Source organism: Acinetobacter sp. TY2, from assembly GCF_046269225.1.
In the GTDB taxonomy this organism is placed as follows: Bacteria; Pseudomonadota; Gammaproteobacteria; order Pseudomonadales; family Moraxellaceae; genus Acinetobacter.
On the sequence record NZ_JBJZOR010000004.1, the window covers coordinates 160,243 to 173,475 of the forward strand.

Sequence of the window (13,233 nt, forward strand, 5' to 3'; positions counted from 1 at the left end):
AGTCACCTTTTATGCAGCAGAATCGCTACCTTTATTAATATTTGGGTTCAAGAACAAGTGTGGATATTTGAGCTTTACGTGAGCCGGTATTCCACGCACCGTCCAGTTTTGTACACGCTGTTTTTTAAAGCCAAGTAACACGGCGATTTTTGTAGAACCTCCGAGTGCTTGAATCACCTCTTTATCTTTGGATATTTCCACGTTTACACCAATAAACAACACGTTTAAATAATGGTAAACACTATGTGTATTTATGTCAATCACGGTGTTTAACACAAAGCGTGTACTTTTGTTGATAATTATTAAAACTTAAGGGTTCTTAGAAATGAATAATTCTGATTCACTTGATCGGCTACTTGAAGCCGCAGGGAATGTCTCACAGGAAGAGCTAGCTAGAAAACTAGATGAATCCCCACAGACTATTACCAATTGGAAGAAAAGAGGCGTATCCAAGGCAGGTGCAATAAAAGCATCGGCTTTATTTGGTGTATCAACTAATTGGATACTAAATGGTGTTGATCGTCCCGATCAAATCAATGCCTCAAAGGTTGAAGAATGGGACTCTTCTACCAATGTAGATGATGACGAAGTTGAAGTTCCGTTCTATAAAGATTTTTTAGTATCTTGCGGATCAGGAACTTTGCCACAAATCCTAGGGAATCAATCTCGTAAATTACGTCTAAGTAAAGCTACATTGAGAAGTTATGGTGTTTCTGCGGAAAATGCCTATGCTTTAACTGCTCATGGTGACTCAATGAAATCAGTAATTAATAACGGCGCTACTGTTTTTGTAGATTTAGGTCGAACAAATATTATTGATGGAAAAATATATGCCATTAGTCACGGCGGTCTTTTTAAATTCAAATACCTTTACAGGATGCCTAAAGGTGGAGTTCGAATAGTGAGTGAAAACAAGGAGGAATACCCAGAAGAGGTGTTAACTGCTGAAGATATTATTGATCAAGAGTTTTGTGTTGTTGCTTATGCATTTAATGTGCAAAATCCTCTGCCATGAAAACTTAAATTCTTATAAAAATAAACAGCTACACATTGTGTAGCTTTTTTTTGCCTAATTTTTGTTAAAACTAAACAAAATAAATAAACACAATGTTTGATATTTTTGTTGACTGTAGTACACATCGTGTTTACTATAAATCCCGAACACAACAAAACATCATCGGGAAACAACCATGTCAAACAAACAAACTGATGCACCCCAATTCATCGCCGACCTATCAGGCGGTAATTTCTCCCAACAACTTGGGATCGCTATTTCGGAAGTTGCTCAAGGCGTAGTGGCTAATGGAAAAAAAGGAAAAGTCCAGGTGACTATTGATATCGCCCGTATTGGTGAATCAAACCAAGTCAACATTTCACACACTCTTGCCTATGTTGAACCAACTGCAAAAGGCAAACGCTCAGAAGACACCACCTCTGAAACACCAATGTATTTAAACAACGATGGCAGCGTCACTATTTTTGCCAATCACACAAGCCAAATGTTTAAAGAGTTCGAAAGAACTTAATTCACCGACAATCTTTTCTTTTTCAACCAACCAATAGGAACATTCCAAATGGGAAATACAGAAGCTCAAGCCATCTCTACACTTTCAAAACCAGTTGAATTTTTAGCACGTGGTGCTCTTATTGCAGTCAATGATGACTATAAAGTTTTAGACTTGGAAAAATACCAAGATGGTCGTAATCGTGCCCGTGGCACTCTAAATACACCTTCACTTGAAGACTTCAAAACTTATGTAGTGAATGCACAAGAAGGTAATGCACCTGTATTTGTTGACCACACAAAAGTAAGCGCTACTGCTGTTTTAAATTATGAAGAGCAAGGTCACCTACAAGGCCATTGCGACCACCTTGCTATTTTAAAACTTGAATCTACTGTTGTTTGGTCAAAGCTGAATGCACTTAAAGATCGTAAATTATCTCAACGTGATTTTGCTGTATTTATTGAAGATTGGGTTAGCGTATTAGAAATCACCGATGTTGATGGAAATGTGATTGGTGGCGGTCAAGCATTAGCGGCCATTCGCAATATGAAAATCGATTCATCGGTTAGTGCTGATCACTCGGTGACAAACCAATCAGAAAGTCGCTCTCGTTTTGAGCAAGTTGAAGCACGCTCTAAAAACGAGTTCACCCCTGCTTATTTTAAAATTCGTGATTCGGCTTACTTTGGCTTGGATGAGCGCCTTATTGTTCTTCGTCTAATCATCAATACAAATGATGAAAAACCTGTCTTCTCTATTCAAATCGTAAAAGAAGAATTGCTGCTGGATGAAATTATTCAAGACTTTAAAGCCAAAGTTATTGAATTACTTCCTGACAATCCTGTTCGTATTGGAACATTCGCAGCTTAATTTCAGACATTAAAAAGCCCTGATTCCCGTGCAAAGTAGTCAGGGCTTCCTATAAACATTACAAGTTTACGAGGCGATTATGAGTCAAAACCCATCTCACAGCAACACACCTACTTTCAACAAAGTAGTAAGCCAAACCACTGCGCGCTTATATCAGCACCCAACAGAAGCTGAAATGCGCCCTTTAACCGGATTTAAAGCCTTCATCAGTAATTTCTGCATGGCATTTGTTCTCTTCGCATGTTTAGCAAGTATTGCTTTCATTGTTTTTAAAGGTACTGCGGATGAAGTAGCTCATCAGCCCCAATTTACCAGTGAAAGCCATGAAAAAAATACCTAAATCCCACTTTAATGTTTTCACTATGTTCTTAACCGTACTTGGCTACAAATCAAAGCCAAATAGCGATGGATCTGTTCTGTGTATCAGTCCAAAAATGCCAAAAGAACGTAGACAAATTGTGATTTGGCGTGATGGAAAAATGAATAAAGCGTGTGAATTGCTTTGGTTTGATTTCCTAAATCACTGGCTGATTATTGGTAAAGAATTTATTGAAGAGCTGAAAAAAGCAAATCAAAGGATGGTGGCGTGATGGCTAAATGCATCGAAACTGAACTCGGTACAGAAAAACAATGTATTCACTGTGATGAGTACTACCCTGAAACTAAAGAATTCTTTTATGGCACAGGTCGCAATAAAAAAGATGGATCACCTCGCCTAGAAGCAAATTGCAAAGCTTGCTACAAAGACAGATTTAAGCCGTGGATTCAACGTTGTTATGACGTAGCACATAAATATAAGGTGGCGTGATGGATATTCAAAAGGAAAAAACACTATTTTTTGCTTTCTTGGAAAGTGAATTTCCACTCACAGTGGCTGATCTCAAATCACAAGGGGTTGATCCTTTAGACCACTTCAATACTGAATGGGATACATGGCAAGCGGCTAAAACCCAAGCAGTGCCTGAATGGATCGACTATACAAAACAATCGCCACGCATTGATGGTCGTTATCAGATTTTTATCAGTGGCGAGCAGTTAACAGCTAATTGGGAATTACCGTACGGCTTCACTTGCCCGCAAGATGGCTGTGCATTTATTCAAGAGATAATTAGTCATTGGGCTGTATTGAATCCTGTCCCTGTGATCGAAGCACAGGAGCAAGCACAATGAGCAATCCAACACTTGAGAGCTTTTTAGAAGATGTCACTTCTCATCAATTAACTGTGAATTTAGATCTAGATGCTTATCGCGATATTACTATTAAAAAACCGAATGATGTACATATGCACTACAACATCACTACTCGACCAGGATTTCTAATGTTTACCGGTGATATGGGTGATTTCATTTTTGAACGAACTAACGATATGTTTGGTTTCTTTCGTAGCGAAGATGAAAAGTACTACATTAATCCTGAATATTGGGGTGAAAAAGTTCAAGCAGGTGAAGTTAGTAAATTTGATTCTGCAATAGCATGTGATTCTGTTAAGCAATACCTAACTAATTATCTTGATGATTTAGACCTTTCTGATTCAGAGGATCGGGAAAAATCAAAACAAGCGCTAGAAGCAGTAAATGATTTTATAGGTGGTAATCAACATTCAGGTGAATTTGATTTTTGGACGGAAATTAACTCTTGGGATGCAGATGATGCTGGTGGTCTTGAATTAAGTGATTTTTGGGAAGCATCAACTACAGCTAAAACCTACCATTTTATTTGGGCGTGTTACGCAATTGTTCATGCGATCAAACTTTATGATGGGTTTAAAGCACAGGAGCAAAGTCATGAGTAAGTTAATTAAAAAAACCTCAGAAGTGGCTCTACATGAAATTCAAAGTGCTCTAGCTGAATTGAGAAATTGCCAAGACGAAATCCGAAAAGGCCTTACAGCCCAAACCTATGTAGATATTGCCAACAAGAAACTCTCAAAAGCAATCAAACATATGCTTGATGCTGAAAGTTGGATCGATGCAATTAAGGAATCGCAGGAGCAAAGTCATGAGTGAGAAAATTAATGGCGAGCAAGCATCTCAACTATTCATTCAAGGCAAAGCAATTCAACATCAAAACTTATGTGATGAATGGTTGGATGTGGGTGATGATGTAAAAATTAGCTATTTCCGCATGCGTAAAGATGAAATGGCATTTCGTGAAAAACCACCATTCATTGTCATAAATGACGTTGAGGTTCCCGCGCCAATTCTAAACTTAACACCTGGTAAGGCCTATTTTATTCTTAACGGGTCCAAGCAAGGCGGTTATGATCGCGTGCTTTATGAGAATGACAAATTTATTGCATCGATGGGTTGTTGGGAATCCGAAAGCGACATAATTAAGGTTATAAATGCTTTTGCTAAGAGTTTCAAAAAACTGATTAATCAAGGGGTAAAGTCATGATTGAGAAATCATTTAAAATCAAACCAATAGAATTACCCGATGACTTAAATAGCAACTGGTTTCATCCTGATATTAAGTCACATGACACTATTGATGACGACGCTGAATATTACACCAAAGAACAATGGGTGCAGCTTCAAAAAAATCTTGGTGTGGAGATTATTTTTAATCGTTTGGAATATTGCGATATTCCTGAAATTCCTGAAGAAGATTGCGCCGACTGGTCGAATTGGAAGCCAAAATCAGCAGAAGAAGGCTTATTTCTAATAGCTGCATATGATACTGAAGATGGTCCTGTTTTATGGTGGGCTAAACCCAAAACAAATTTACCCGAAGAAGTGGTTAAAAGTTTGAAGGAGGTGTCATGATGGGATTATTTATATCTACTCCTGAGCTATTAGAGCGATACAACATTACTAAAGGCACTTTGATTAATTGGCGCAGTACACGTTCATTTCCCGAGCCATTAATCAAAGCACATGGTAAATCATGCAGTCGTTACGGAATTAAAGCAGTGGCGACATGGGAAGAAACCAACGGATTATTAGAGTCTCTTGATATTGAGCCCTTAATATCAAATCGTTCGTAATTGTCAATTATGGCGCAAAGCTTATCAAACCATTTTGCATAAGCTTGCGCCTGAGGTTCAAGATACTCATTCAGATCATAAGTACCCCAAATTTGCGGTAAAGCATGGCCTAACATGATTTCACATATATGTGGTGGTGCAAATTCAGAAATATGTGTTCGCATTGTTCTTCGTAAATCATGAGTCGTCCATTCTTCTATTTCAACACCAAACCTTTTCTTAATATTTGTATTTATGTACGATGGAATAGACACTTGAAAGCCCTTGGCCAATAAAGTGTATTTTTTTGCTTGGGTATTGGGAAATGCGTATTCACAATCATCTGGCGATAATTTAAAAACTGCTTTCATAAACTCTTCAACTTGAGGAATCAATGGTCTAACTATTGCCTTACCCTTCTGGCCAGTCTTGTGATTTTCAGCAGGGATATGCCAAATATGTTTTTTGAAATCAAAATCACTTTTCTTAGCTAAACGCAATTCACTAACCCTACATCCGAAGAACAGTAGCATTAAGACTACAGCCTTATTTTTTGCAGCCATATTTGTTGATCTAAGTGAAGCATGCACAACCCAAAATATTTCCTGTTCAGACAAATATCGACTTTTTTTAACGTTTTTAACATTCAGATCGGCAGCTTTTAAGTGATGTAACGTTTGATTCTGTAATTTTCCGTATATACACCCCCAGCGCATAATCATCTTAAGATTACCAAGAATCTTAACGGCAACTGTTCTAGCATTATCTACGATATTAAAAAGTAGTTGAGACCACTCCTGTAGTGTGATTTCATCACAAATGCGCTTACCTACTATAGGGTAAACATGAATTTCAAAAGCCCTAGAATCATCTTTACTTGAGATTTTATCGCCCCCAACTTTTTCAAACCACTGCGTACATATTTCTTTTACCGTTGGTTGATTAGAATAGTTCGTTTCTTTTTTAAGCTTCAACTGATAGGGATCTTTGCCTTGGTCTAATTCGGCTTTGTAGGACTGCGCCTGTATTCGTGCTTCCTTCAAGCTGAGCAAAGGGTATGTGCCAATATCGATCCGCTTGCTTTGGCCATTCACACGATATCGATATTGAAAGACTATTTTACCTTTAGGGGAAATGCGTACAGAAAGTGCATCACGATCCGTTACGATCTCAACGCTATCTCGTACCTTACCGTTATTAGATTTTAACCAAGAGTCACTTAAAGCCATGAACGTTCCAATGATATTTGAATATAATTAGAGATGATTTGTACAAATATACAAATCAAAATTATGTACACAATTATGTACACAAATATGTTTGTAACGTAAAGAAATTTGTTAAACTTTGAAAATATTTGAATAGATTAGATTAGGTGAATTTTCATAAAATCCCTTTATTTTATAAGGCTTATGCGAATTTATTTGAACTTTAAAAACCATTGGAGAACTTTAAATGCAGAAACCTATCCTTATGTTCGATATGGATGGTACCCTTCTCGATTTAGCTTTTGACGATTTAATTTGGAATACTCGCCTACCTGAACGTCATGCCGAAACACATCAATGTACACTTGCAGAAAGCAAAGAAATACTTCATACCTTCTACCAACAACACAATCACACGCTGTGTTGGTATTCCTCCAAATATTGGACAGAAAAAGTCGAAGTCGATGTACTGAAACTGCAATACGACAATCAAGAAAAGATTGCACCTCGTCCGGGCTGTTTTGAACTTTTAGAACAATTAAAACAACATGGCTATCGCTGTTGGTTACTGACCAATGCAGATCAGGCGGGTTTACAACTCAAACTTGAAAATATTGATTTAAGCCCTTATTTTGAAGTCATGATTAGTAGTGAAGAAATCGGTTATTCCAAAGAATTTGTAGAGTTTTGGGAAATTTTGCAGCAAAAACATGATTTTGATCCACAATATGCAATGATGATTGATGACACTGAAAAAGTGCTTCAAGGTGCTGAAAAATTTGGAATCACCCAACTCATTACCATTGTACAACCTTCAAGTGGTCGTGCTGCACGCCAAGCTCATGATTTAAATTACCCTGCAATTCAAAATCTTACCGAACTACTCCCACTGATTGAAACCTCAATTACTATTAAAAAGGAATTCAATGTCAAAACAGCCTGAATCACCTGTAACGGAATCGATGCGTGTAGACAAATGGCTTTGGGCAGCGCGTTTTTTTAAAACCCGCTCCATTGCAAAAGATGCCATCGAAGGCGGTAAAGTTCACTTAAATGGTGAGCGTGTAAAAGTTTCAAAAGAAATTCGTGTTGGTATGGAACTCACAATTCGCCAAGGCTTTGAGCAAAAAACGGTGCAAATTAAGGCATTATCAGCGGTACGTGGTGGTGCACCCATTGCCCAACAACTTTATGAAGAAACTGAAGTTAGTATTGCTCGTCGTGAGTTGCTTTCCTCACAGAGAAAATTGCATAATCTTGCTCGACCCGAACATCGTCCAAGTAAAAAAGACCGTCGCGACATCAACAGGTTTAAACAGGACAATGATCAGCAATTTGACCAACAATGGTCGTATTTGGATGACTAGTTCCAGACTTAAATCAGGCATGCAGATAGTGCGACACATCATGTCGCCACAATCCAAATAAACATAGAAGAGAAAAGTTTTTTCTGTCACTATGGCTGTCGTGGACAAAGACTGAATCTAAGACATCCACTTAAGTTATTAGTGATATACATCGTTTTTGAGGTTACGAGATGGATGATAATAAAAGTAAGGCACTGAACGCAGCACTCAGCCAAATTGAGAAACAGTTCGGTAAAAACACCGTCATGCGTTTAGGTGACAATACGGTACAAGCAGTTGAAGCGGTATCTACAGGCTCTTTAACGCTTGATATTGCACTTGGTATTGGTGGCTTACCGAAAGGTCGTATTGTTGAGATCTATGGTCCTGAATCTTCAGGTAAAACAACCATGACCTTACAAGCGATTGCTGAATGTCAAAAAGCAGGTGGCACATGTGCCTTTATTGATGCTGAACATGCACTTGACCCACAATATGCCCGTAAATTAGGGGTCGATATTGACAACCTATTGGTTTCTCAACCCGATCATGGTGAGCAGGCTTTAGAAATTGCTGACATGTTGGTACGTTCAGGTGCAATTGACATGATTGTTGTCGATTCTGTGGCAGCACTCACACCAAAAGCTGAAATTGAAGGCGAGATGGGTGATTCACACATGGGCTTACAAGCTCGTTTGATGAGCCAAGCACTACGTAAAATTACAGGTAATGCAAAGCGCTCAAACTGTATGGTGATCTTCATTAACCAAATTCGTATGAAAATTGGCGTGATGTTTGGTAGCCCTGAAACCACAACAGGTGGTAACGCTCTTAAGTTTTATGCTTCTGTACGATTGGACATTCGCCGTATTGGTCAAGTTAAAGAAGGCGATGAAATTGTTGGTTCTGAAACGCGCGTTAAAGTTGTGAAAAATAAAATGGCGCCACCATTCCGTGAAGCATTATTCCAAATTTTGTACGGTAAAGGTGTAAACCATTTAGGTGAATTGATTGATCTTGCCGTTTCACAAGAATTGGTCAATAAAGCTGGCGCTTGGTATTCTTACAAAGGCGAAAAAATTGGTCAGGGTAAAAATAATGTGATTCGTCACCTTGAAGAAAATAAACACATTGCAGAAGAGTTAGAAAAACTCATTCGTGAACAACTACTCACGACTGCAATACCTACTGATGAAAAAGATGAAGAAGAACCTGAATTTCTTGATGCTTAAATCATCACCATTAAACTAAACAATTAATACAAAACGCTCTTCGGGGCGTTTTTTATATACCAAACCTATTTAATGCAGAATAATGCATTTACCCTTGCCATTCAGCGTTACACTTGACATGAAAGACACTTTTTAAATTTTTGAATAGCCATGACCGAATCCAAATTTACTAAACTTATTGATTATGATGCCCTCAAACAACAGTTTGGAGAAGCGCATCCTAAGCATGTTTCAACAACCAATGAAGAAAATTTAGATCAAGATGCTTTACGATTTACAGCCAATCAGCACAATAAGCGATTTCTACGCCAACAGACTCAGAATAGCAATGATTCTGATATTGACTCTAATGCTCAAGATAATACCTCCACACAAGCACAAAAAATAGGACTTACAGGCACTCACCTGCGCTCATACGCCTTTGCTGTATTGACCCGTAGAGAATACTCAAAAAAAGATTTAATTGAAAAACTCGCTTTATATGCTGAAAATCGAGATGAAGTAAATACGCTTGTAGATGAACTTTCTAGAGAGAATTACCAAAGCGATCAACGTGTTGCTGAAATGCTCGTAAGAAGCCAAATACGCAAAGGAAAAGGTCCAAATCGAATCAAATTAGCGCTCAGAGCAAAAAGTATTGATAGCGAGCTTGCCAAAAACGATATGAACGAAATTGATTGGTATGAAGAAGCCTATCAACTCAAAGTAAAAAAATATGGTACAGAAGTGAGTAAAGATCCAAAAATCAAAGCAAAACAAATCCGTTTTTTACAATATCGAGGTTTTGAAATGGATGCGATTATGAAAGCAATATCAAGAAGAGAAGAATAAATTAAGAACAAATATAAATATTATTTTAATTATGGTGGCAACCCCACTAGCAAAACTCCGGCACATCATAGTTCTGATACCGTTGCTACCTTCCGGTCCTGGCGGGGTTCTCAGATTACAATTGCGAAGCCACCAGCGGGGCTACCATTACAAGAAGAGAGTATAGAGATTTTTTTACATCTTGCAAGTGCGTATTTTAATTTTAAGCAAGTTATTCATTCGTTTGAGTATTTATTCGCCAAATCTAATTTATACAGCTTAAATGAGTATGTTTCCCCGATTTCGATTACATCACATCCATGATTTAAACCAATATATGGCGACATTGTAAAAGCCACTTGCAATTCAAGGCAGAGCCGTTTTAAATGAGTTCATCATATTATTTTGATGCGTCCCCTTATCAAAAATAAGTAAATACGTACCTGTTGTTCAAGATGGATTTCATTATGCTCAGAAAGCATGCTTTACTCGCAATTTCACTCCTCAGCGCAGCGACACTTTATGCTGTTCCGATTGAATCTAACTCATTAAGCAGATTAAGTGCCTCTAATAGCAACACCCCAAACAATAGCAATATGAATTGGGATTTATTACAAAAAAATCAGAATCTTGAAAATCAAGTCCGTGCATTACGAGGCAAAATTGAAGAACAAGATTATGCCATTGAACAGCTAACTAAAGAACTTACGAACAAATATACCGACTTAGATCAACGCTTAGAACTTCTCAACCAACGCCTAGATCCAGATAGTGATACAGCACAAGAAGAAGCAACTGAGCCTAAAACTGAAGTTACTCAAGAAATGACGACAGCTCCACAACAAACAATTCCACTTAGTCCAGTTCCAACTGTACCTAATAAATAAACAGCCAAATAAAAAAGACATCTTAAAGATGTCTTTTTTATTTTAATCCATTTTGTATCCGTGCTTAACGCACAACACCACGTTCTGACTTAGTCAACGAATCAATAAGTAACTGTACTTCTGCAACTTCTGGCAAAATTTCTGCTCGGATTTGCTCAATCGCTTGATCTGTAGTCAATCCTGATTTGTAAATCAGCTTAAATGCACTACGCAAACCTTGTATTGTATTTTTAGACCAACCTTTACGGCGCATACCTTCTACATTCATACCAAATGCATGTGCAGGATTACCTGACACCATCACATAAGCAGGAACATCTTTTAAAATCAATGATGCACCACCAATCATGCTGTAAGAATCAATCTTACAGAATTGATGAATACCTGAGTTACCGCCAATGATAACAAAACTACCAATGTGAACATGCCCTGCTACACCGACATTGTTAGCAAAAATATTGTGATCACCCACCACACAATCATGTGCAATATGTGTATTGACCATCAATAAATTATGACTACCAATTTTAGTCAATGCTTTATCTTGCACAGTACCACGGTGCAAACTACAGTGTTCACGAATTTTGTTATGATCACCGATTTCAAGCCAAGTTTCTTCGCCCTGATATTTTAAATCTTGGCAAACTTCACCTACACTGGCAAATTGAAAAATTTCGTTGTGTTCACCAATTCGAGTATACCCACCCACAACAACGTGTGAGTGGAGCTGTGTACCTGAACCAATGCTGACATTGGGACCAATAATACAATAGGGCCCAATTTTAACATCAGCCGCAATCACGGCTGATGGGTCAATAATTGCAGTTGAATGGATTAAATCTTTATTGCTCATGCCTGCTCTAATTTCTGATGAGAAATGATAATTTCAGCGGTTGCTGCAACCACGCCGTCTACACTGGCAGTACATAAATATTTGTAAATGCCACGTTTTTGCATGAGTAATTCTGATTTTAGCACGAGTTGGTCACCAGGTACGACTTGTTTTTTAAATCGTATTTTTTCGGCACCCGCAAAAAGAAACAATGAACCTGGACGTGGCTTTTCGCCATTCATAATAAAACCAAGCACACCCGATATCTGAGCCATCGCTTCAACAATCAGTACACCCGGCATAATTGGATAGCCTGGAAAATGTCCCTGCATAAATTCTTCATTAATAGAAACATTTTTATAACCAGTAATGGCATTTTCAGTAACCTCAGTCACACGATCCACCAATAAAAATGGGTAACGGTGTGGAAGATACTCACGGATGGTCTGTACCTGCATAGGAAGTTCAGGTACTGCAAATGGTAATGATTTTAACTCAGACATAATTATTTACGCGACTTTAAAGTTGTTTCAAGAGACTCAATGCGAGTTTGCATATCATCAAGCTTTTTCACAATTCGGGTCAATGGCACATCTGCTAATTGTCGAAGGCGAACCACGGTACGTTTCCATTGTCCTGATTCAAACAAACCTGTTCCTGAAGAATAAGATCCGGCTTCAGAAATAGTTTTTGTGACCATTGACATTCCTGTAATTGTCACATTATCAGCCAATGAAATATGACCAACGATACCGACACCACCAGCAAGCACGCAGTTTTTGCCAATCGTACTACTTCCTGCGACACCACACTTCGCAGCAATCGCAGTGTGTGCACCAACTTTGACGTTATGAGCGATTTGCACAAGGTTATCAATAATTACACCTTGCTCTAAAATCGTATCATCCAAAGCACCACGATCAATACTACAATTTGAGCCGATTCGGACATCATCTGCAATCTGAACCGAACCCAATTGTGCAATACGATGCCATTTTCCCTGATAAGGTGCGAAGCCGAACCCTTCTCCACCAATGACTGTATTGGCATGGATACGCACTCGATTACCTAATTTACTCGCAGCAGTAATGGTGACATGTGAATCAATAAAGCAATCCTTACCAATCTCTACACCATCATCTATTTTAACTTGCGATTGGATAATCGTATTTGCTCCAACCACACAATTTTCACCAATCACCGTGTAATGCCCAATATAGGCATCATCAGCAACAATAGCAGAAGGGTCAATTTGTGCAGTGCTTTCAATACCACGTTTTTGCACTTTTATTTCAAATGCATGCGTCAGCATCGCAAAAGCGAGGTAAGGATTATCAACAATGATAAAGTTTTGATGAGCTGTCAGTCTTGACTGTAAAACAGCAGGAATAATTAATGCCCCTGCTTTTGAAGCTTGTGCTGCCTCTATATATTTTTCACCATTCACAAACGCAATGTGATGGGGCTGTGCCTGTTCTAAACTGGCAAGATTTTCAAGTACAAGATTGTGTTGACCAATTGACTCACCTCTAACGAGCTGAGCCAATTCATCAAGCTGAAAACGATTGGATTTCATT

22 protein-coding genes and 1 other RNA gene are annotated in these 13,233 nt (G+C 38.3%); 17 read left to right on the forward strand and 6 right to left on the reverse strand.

Translation table 11 applies throughout. The features are described from left to right. Nucleotides 1–9: 9 nt before the first annotated feature. Nucleotides 10–201: a hypothetical protein gene (locus ACK1JC_RS03935; protein ID WP_409510549.1), complete on the reverse strand. Its 192-nt coding sequence runs from the start codon at nucleotides 199–201 to the stop codon at nucleotides 10–12. 124 nt (nucleotides 202–325) lie between these two features. Here ACK1JC_RS03935 and ACK1JC_RS03940 point away from each other — a divergent pair, with 124 nt between their 5' ends. The 12 genes from ACK1JC_RS03940 to ACK1JC_RS03995 all read left to right on the forward strand — a co-directional run bounded on the left by ACK1JC_RS03940 (nucleotide 326) and on the right by ACK1JC_RS03995 (nucleotide 5,362). Further along, complete coding sequence (locus tag ACK1JC_RS03940; protein ID WP_409510550.1) at nucleotides 326–1,015, forward strand: S24 family peptidase; 690 nt, start codon at nucleotides 326–328, stop codon at nucleotides 1,013–1,015. Nucleotides 1,016–1,190: 175 nt separating this feature from the next. Next, nucleotides 1,191–1,526 (forward strand): hypothetical protein, encoded by a 336-nt coding sequence (locus ACK1JC_RS03945; RefSeq protein WP_409510551.1) that lies wholly within the window; start codon nucleotides 1,191–1,193, stop codon nucleotides 1,524–1,526. Nucleotides 1,527–1,574: 48 nt separating this feature from the next. After that, nucleotides 1,575–2,375, forward strand: a complete 801-nt coding sequence (locus ACK1JC_RS03950) for a DUF2303 family protein (protein WP_409510552.1) — start codon at nucleotides 1,575–1,577, stop codon at nucleotides 2,373–2,375. A 79-nt stretch (nucleotides 2,376–2,454) separates the two neighbouring features. Beyond that, nucleotides 2,455–2,715 (forward strand): hypothetical protein, encoded by a 261-nt coding sequence (locus ACK1JC_RS03955; protein WP_409510553.1) that lies wholly within the window; start codon nucleotides 2,455–2,457, stop codon nucleotides 2,713–2,715. A gap of 22 nt (nucleotides 2,716–2,737) precedes the next feature. Continuing rightward, complete coding sequence (locus ACK1JC_RS03960) at nucleotides 2,738–2,965, forward strand: hypothetical protein (protein ID WP_409510554.1); 228 nt, start codon at nucleotides 2,738–2,740, stop codon at nucleotides 2,963–2,965. Further along, on the forward strand, nucleotides 2,965–3,183 hold the full coding sequence (locus ACK1JC_RS03965; protein ID WP_409510555.1) for a hypothetical protein: 219 nt from the start codon (nucleotides 2,965–2,967) through the stop codon (nucleotides 3,181–3,183). Before ACK1JC_RS03960 ends, ACK1JC_RS03965 begins: the two co-directional genes overlap by 1 nt. Then, nucleotides 3,183–3,545 carry a hypothetical protein gene (locus ACK1JC_RS03970; RefSeq protein ID WP_409510556.1) on the forward strand — a complete coding sequence of 121 codons (363 nt, stop codon included), beginning with the start codon at nucleotides 3,183–3,185 and terminating at the stop codon, nucleotides 3,543–3,545. Before ACK1JC_RS03965 ends, ACK1JC_RS03970 begins: the two co-directional genes overlap by 1 nt. Beyond that, nucleotides 3,542–4,168, forward strand: coding sequence for a hypothetical protein (locus ACK1JC_RS03975; RefSeq protein ID WP_409510557.1), 627 nt, complete (start codon nucleotides 3,542–3,544; stop codon nucleotides 4,166–4,168). The genes ACK1JC_RS03970 and ACK1JC_RS03975 overlap by 4 nt, the downstream gene beginning before the upstream one ends. Then, nucleotides 4,161–4,382 (forward strand): hypothetical protein, encoded by a 222-nt coding sequence (locus tag ACK1JC_RS03980; RefSeq protein WP_409510558.1) that lies wholly within the window; start codon nucleotides 4,161–4,163, stop codon nucleotides 4,380–4,382. The genes ACK1JC_RS03975 and ACK1JC_RS03980 overlap by 8 nt, the downstream gene beginning before the upstream one ends. Continuing rightward, nucleotides 4,375–4,773, forward strand: a complete 399-nt coding sequence (locus ACK1JC_RS03985) for a hypothetical protein (protein ID WP_409510559.1) — start codon at nucleotides 4,375–4,377, stop codon at nucleotides 4,771–4,773. Before ACK1JC_RS03980 ends, ACK1JC_RS03985 begins: the two co-directional genes overlap by 8 nt. Next, nucleotides 4,770–5,141: a hypothetical protein gene (locus ACK1JC_RS03990; RefSeq protein WP_409510560.1), complete on the forward strand. Its 372-nt coding sequence runs from the start codon at nucleotides 4,770–4,772 to the stop codon at nucleotides 5,139–5,141. Before ACK1JC_RS03985 ends, ACK1JC_RS03990 begins: the two co-directional genes overlap by 4 nt. Beyond that, entirely contained in the window at nucleotides 5,141–5,362 is a 222-nt protein-coding gene (locus ACK1JC_RS03995; protein WP_409510591.1) for a hypothetical protein, read from the forward strand. Before ACK1JC_RS03990 ends, ACK1JC_RS03995 begins: the two co-directional genes overlap by 1 nt. Here the strand turns inward: ACK1JC_RS03995 and ACK1JC_RS04000 are convergent. Beyond that, nucleotides 5,272–6,570: a tyrosine-type recombinase/integrase gene (locus ACK1JC_RS04000; RefSeq protein ID WP_409510561.1), complete on the reverse strand. Its 1,299-nt coding sequence runs from the start codon at nucleotides 6,568–6,570 to the stop codon at nucleotides 5,272–5,274. The two genes, ACK1JC_RS03995 and ACK1JC_RS04000, sit on opposite strands and share 91 nt — an antisense overlap. 226 nt (nucleotides 6,571–6,796) lie before the next feature. Here ACK1JC_RS04000 and ACK1JC_RS04005 point away from each other — a divergent pair, with 226 nt between their 5' ends. The 4 genes from ACK1JC_RS04005 (at nucleotide 6,797) to ACK1JC_RS04020 (ending at nucleotide 9,958) form a co-directional block, all read left to right on the forward strand. After that, the gene (locus tag ACK1JC_RS04005) at nucleotides 6,797–7,492 is read left to right on the forward strand and encodes an HAD-IA family hydrolase (protein WP_409510562.1); all 696 of its coding nucleotides are present in this window, start codon (nucleotides 6,797–6,799) and stop codon (nucleotides 7,490–7,492) included. Next, nucleotides 7,476–7,916 carry an RNA-binding S4 domain-containing protein gene (locus ACK1JC_RS04010; protein WP_409510563.1) on the forward strand — a complete coding sequence of 147 codons (441 nt, stop codon included), beginning with the start codon at nucleotides 7,476–7,478 and terminating at the stop codon, nucleotides 7,914–7,916. Before ACK1JC_RS04005 ends, ACK1JC_RS04010 begins: the two co-directional genes overlap by 17 nt. 170 nt (nucleotides 7,917–8,086) lie before the next feature. Next, nucleotides 8,087–9,127, forward strand: coding sequence for a recombinase RecA (gene recA, locus ACK1JC_RS04015; RefSeq protein WP_409510564.1), 1,041 nt, complete (start codon nucleotides 8,087–8,089; stop codon nucleotides 9,125–9,127). A 150-nt stretch (nucleotides 9,128–9,277) separates the two neighbouring features. Next, nucleotides 9,278–9,958, forward strand: a complete 681-nt coding sequence (locus ACK1JC_RS04020; protein WP_409510565.1) for a regulatory protein RecX — start codon at nucleotides 9,278–9,280, stop codon at nucleotides 9,956–9,958. Between the two features lie 41 nt (nucleotides 9,959–9,999). Here the strand turns inward: ACK1JC_RS04020 and ffs are convergent. Then, an RNA gene (gene ffs, locus ACK1JC_RS04025) (signal recognition particle sRNA small type) lies at nucleotides 10,000–10,096 on the reverse strand. 308 nt (nucleotides 10,097–10,404) lie between these two features. On the opposite strand from ffs, the gene ACK1JC_RS04030 reads away from it, so the two are divergent. After that, on the forward strand, nucleotides 10,405–10,824 hold the full coding sequence (locus ACK1JC_RS04030) for a YbgF trimerization domain-containing protein (protein WP_409510566.1): 420 nt from the start codon (nucleotides 10,405–10,407) through the stop codon (nucleotides 10,822–10,824). 64 nt (nucleotides 10,825–10,888) lie between these two features. Here the strand turns inward: ACK1JC_RS04030 and lpxA are convergent, their stop codons facing one another. From lpxA to lpxD, 3 genes are read right to left on the reverse strand one after another with little or no spacing between them, the layout of a single operon-like run. Then, nucleotides 10,889–11,677, reverse strand: a complete 789-nt coding sequence (gene lpxA / locus ACK1JC_RS04035; protein WP_409510567.1) for an acyl-ACP--UDP-N-acetylglucosamine O-acyltransferase — start codon at nucleotides 11,675–11,677, stop codon at nucleotides 10,889–10,891. After that, the gene (gene fabZ, locus ACK1JC_RS04040) at nucleotides 11,674–12,159 is read right to left on the reverse strand and encodes a 3-hydroxyacyl-ACP dehydratase FabZ (RefSeq protein ID WP_409510568.1); all 486 of its coding nucleotides are present in this window, start codon (nucleotides 12,157–12,159) and stop codon (nucleotides 11,674–11,676) included. The genes lpxA and fabZ overlap by 4 nt, the downstream gene beginning before the upstream one ends. A 2-nt stretch (nucleotides 12,160–12,161) precedes the next feature. Further along, nucleotides 12,162–13,232, reverse strand: a complete 1,071-nt coding sequence (gene lpxD, locus ACK1JC_RS04045) for a UDP-3-O-(3-hydroxymyristoyl)glucosamine N-acyltransferase (RefSeq protein WP_409510569.1) — start codon at nucleotides 13,230–13,232, stop codon at nucleotides 12,162–12,164. Nucleotide 13,233: the final 1 nt, after the last annotated feature.

What these genes read in the sequence shown, in the direction of transcription:
- ACK1JC_RS04010 (WP_409510563.1), top strand. Translation starts at nt 7,476, where the DNA reads ATGTCAAAACAGCCTGAATCACCTGTAACGGAATCGATGCGTGTAGAC.
- fabZ (WP_409510568.1), bottom strand. Translation starts at nt 12,159, where the DNA reads ATGTCTGAGTTAAAATCATTACCATTTGCAGTACCTGAACTTCCTATG.
- ACK1JC_RS04005 (WP_409510562.1), top strand. Translation starts at nt 6,797, where the DNA reads ATGCAGAAACCTATCCTTATGTTCGATATGGATGGTACCCTTCTCGAT.
- ACK1JC_RS03940 (WP_409510550.1), top strand. Translation starts at nt 326, where the DNA reads ATGAATAATTCTGATTCACTTGATCGGCTACTTGAAGCCGCAGGGAAT.
- ACK1JC_RS03970 (WP_409510556.1), top strand. Translation starts at nt 3,183, where the DNA reads ATGGATATTCAAAAGGAAAAAACACTATTTTTTGCTTTCTTGGAAAGT.
- ACK1JC_RS04020 (WP_409510565.1), top strand. Translation starts at nt 9,278, where the DNA reads ATGACCGAATCCAAATTTACTAAACTTATTGATTATGATGCCCTCAAA.
- lpxA (WP_409510567.1), bottom strand. Translation starts at nt 11,677, where the DNA reads ATGAGCAATAAAGATTTAATCCATTCAACTGCAATTATTGACCCATCA.
- ACK1JC_RS03980 (WP_409510558.1), top strand. Translation starts at nt 4,161, where the DNA reads ATGAGTAAGTTAATTAAAAAAACCTCAGAAGTGGCTCTACATGAAATT.
- ACK1JC_RS03960 (WP_409510554.1), top strand. Translation starts at nt 2,738, where the DNA reads ATGTTCTTAACCGTACTTGGCTACAAATCAAAGCCAAATAGCGATGGA.
- ACK1JC_RS03975 (WP_409510557.1), top strand. Translation starts at nt 3,542, where the DNA reads ATGAGCAATCCAACACTTGAGAGCTTTTTAGAAGATGTCACTTCTCAT.
- ACK1JC_RS04030 (WP_409510566.1), top strand. Translation starts at nt 10,405, where the DNA reads ATGCTCAGAAAGCATGCTTTACTCGCAATTTCACTCCTCAGCGCAGCG.
- ACK1JC_RS03985 (WP_409510559.1), top strand. Translation starts at nt 4,375, where the DNA reads ATGAGTGAGAAAATTAATGGCGAGCAAGCATCTCAACTATTCATTCAA.
- ACK1JC_RS04000 (WP_409510561.1), bottom strand. Translation starts at nt 6,570, where the DNA reads ATGGCTTTAAGTGACTCTTGGTTAAAATCTAATAACGGTAAGGTACGA.
- lpxD (WP_409510569.1), bottom strand. Translation starts at nt 13,232, where the DNA reads ATGAAATCCAATCGTTTTCAGCTTGATGAATTGGCTCAGCTCGTTAGA.
- recA (WP_409510564.1), top strand. Translation starts at nt 8,087, where the DNA reads ATGGATGATAATAAAAGTAAGGCACTGAACGCAGCACTCAGCCAAATT.
- ACK1JC_RS03945 (WP_409510551.1), top strand. Translation starts at nt 1,191, where the DNA reads ATGTCAAACAAACAAACTGATGCACCCCAATTCATCGCCGACCTATCA.
- ACK1JC_RS03995 (WP_409510591.1), top strand. Translation starts at nt 5,141, where the DNA reads ATGGGATTATTTATATCTACTCCTGAGCTATTAGAGCGATACAACATT.
- ACK1JC_RS03990 (WP_409510560.1), top strand. Translation starts at nt 4,770, where the DNA reads ATGATTGAGAAATCATTTAAAATCAAACCAATAGAATTACCCGATGAC.
- ACK1JC_RS03965 (WP_409510555.1), top strand. Translation starts at nt 2,965, where the DNA reads ATGGCTAAATGCATCGAAACTGAACTCGGTACAGAAAAACAATGTATT.
- ACK1JC_RS03955 (WP_409510553.1), top strand. Translation starts at nt 2,455, where the DNA reads ATGAGTCAAAACCCATCTCACAGCAACACACCTACTTTCAACAAAGTA.
- ACK1JC_RS03950 (WP_409510552.1), top strand. Translation starts at nt 1,575, where the DNA reads ATGGGAAATACAGAAGCTCAAGCCATCTCTACACTTTCAAAACCAGTT.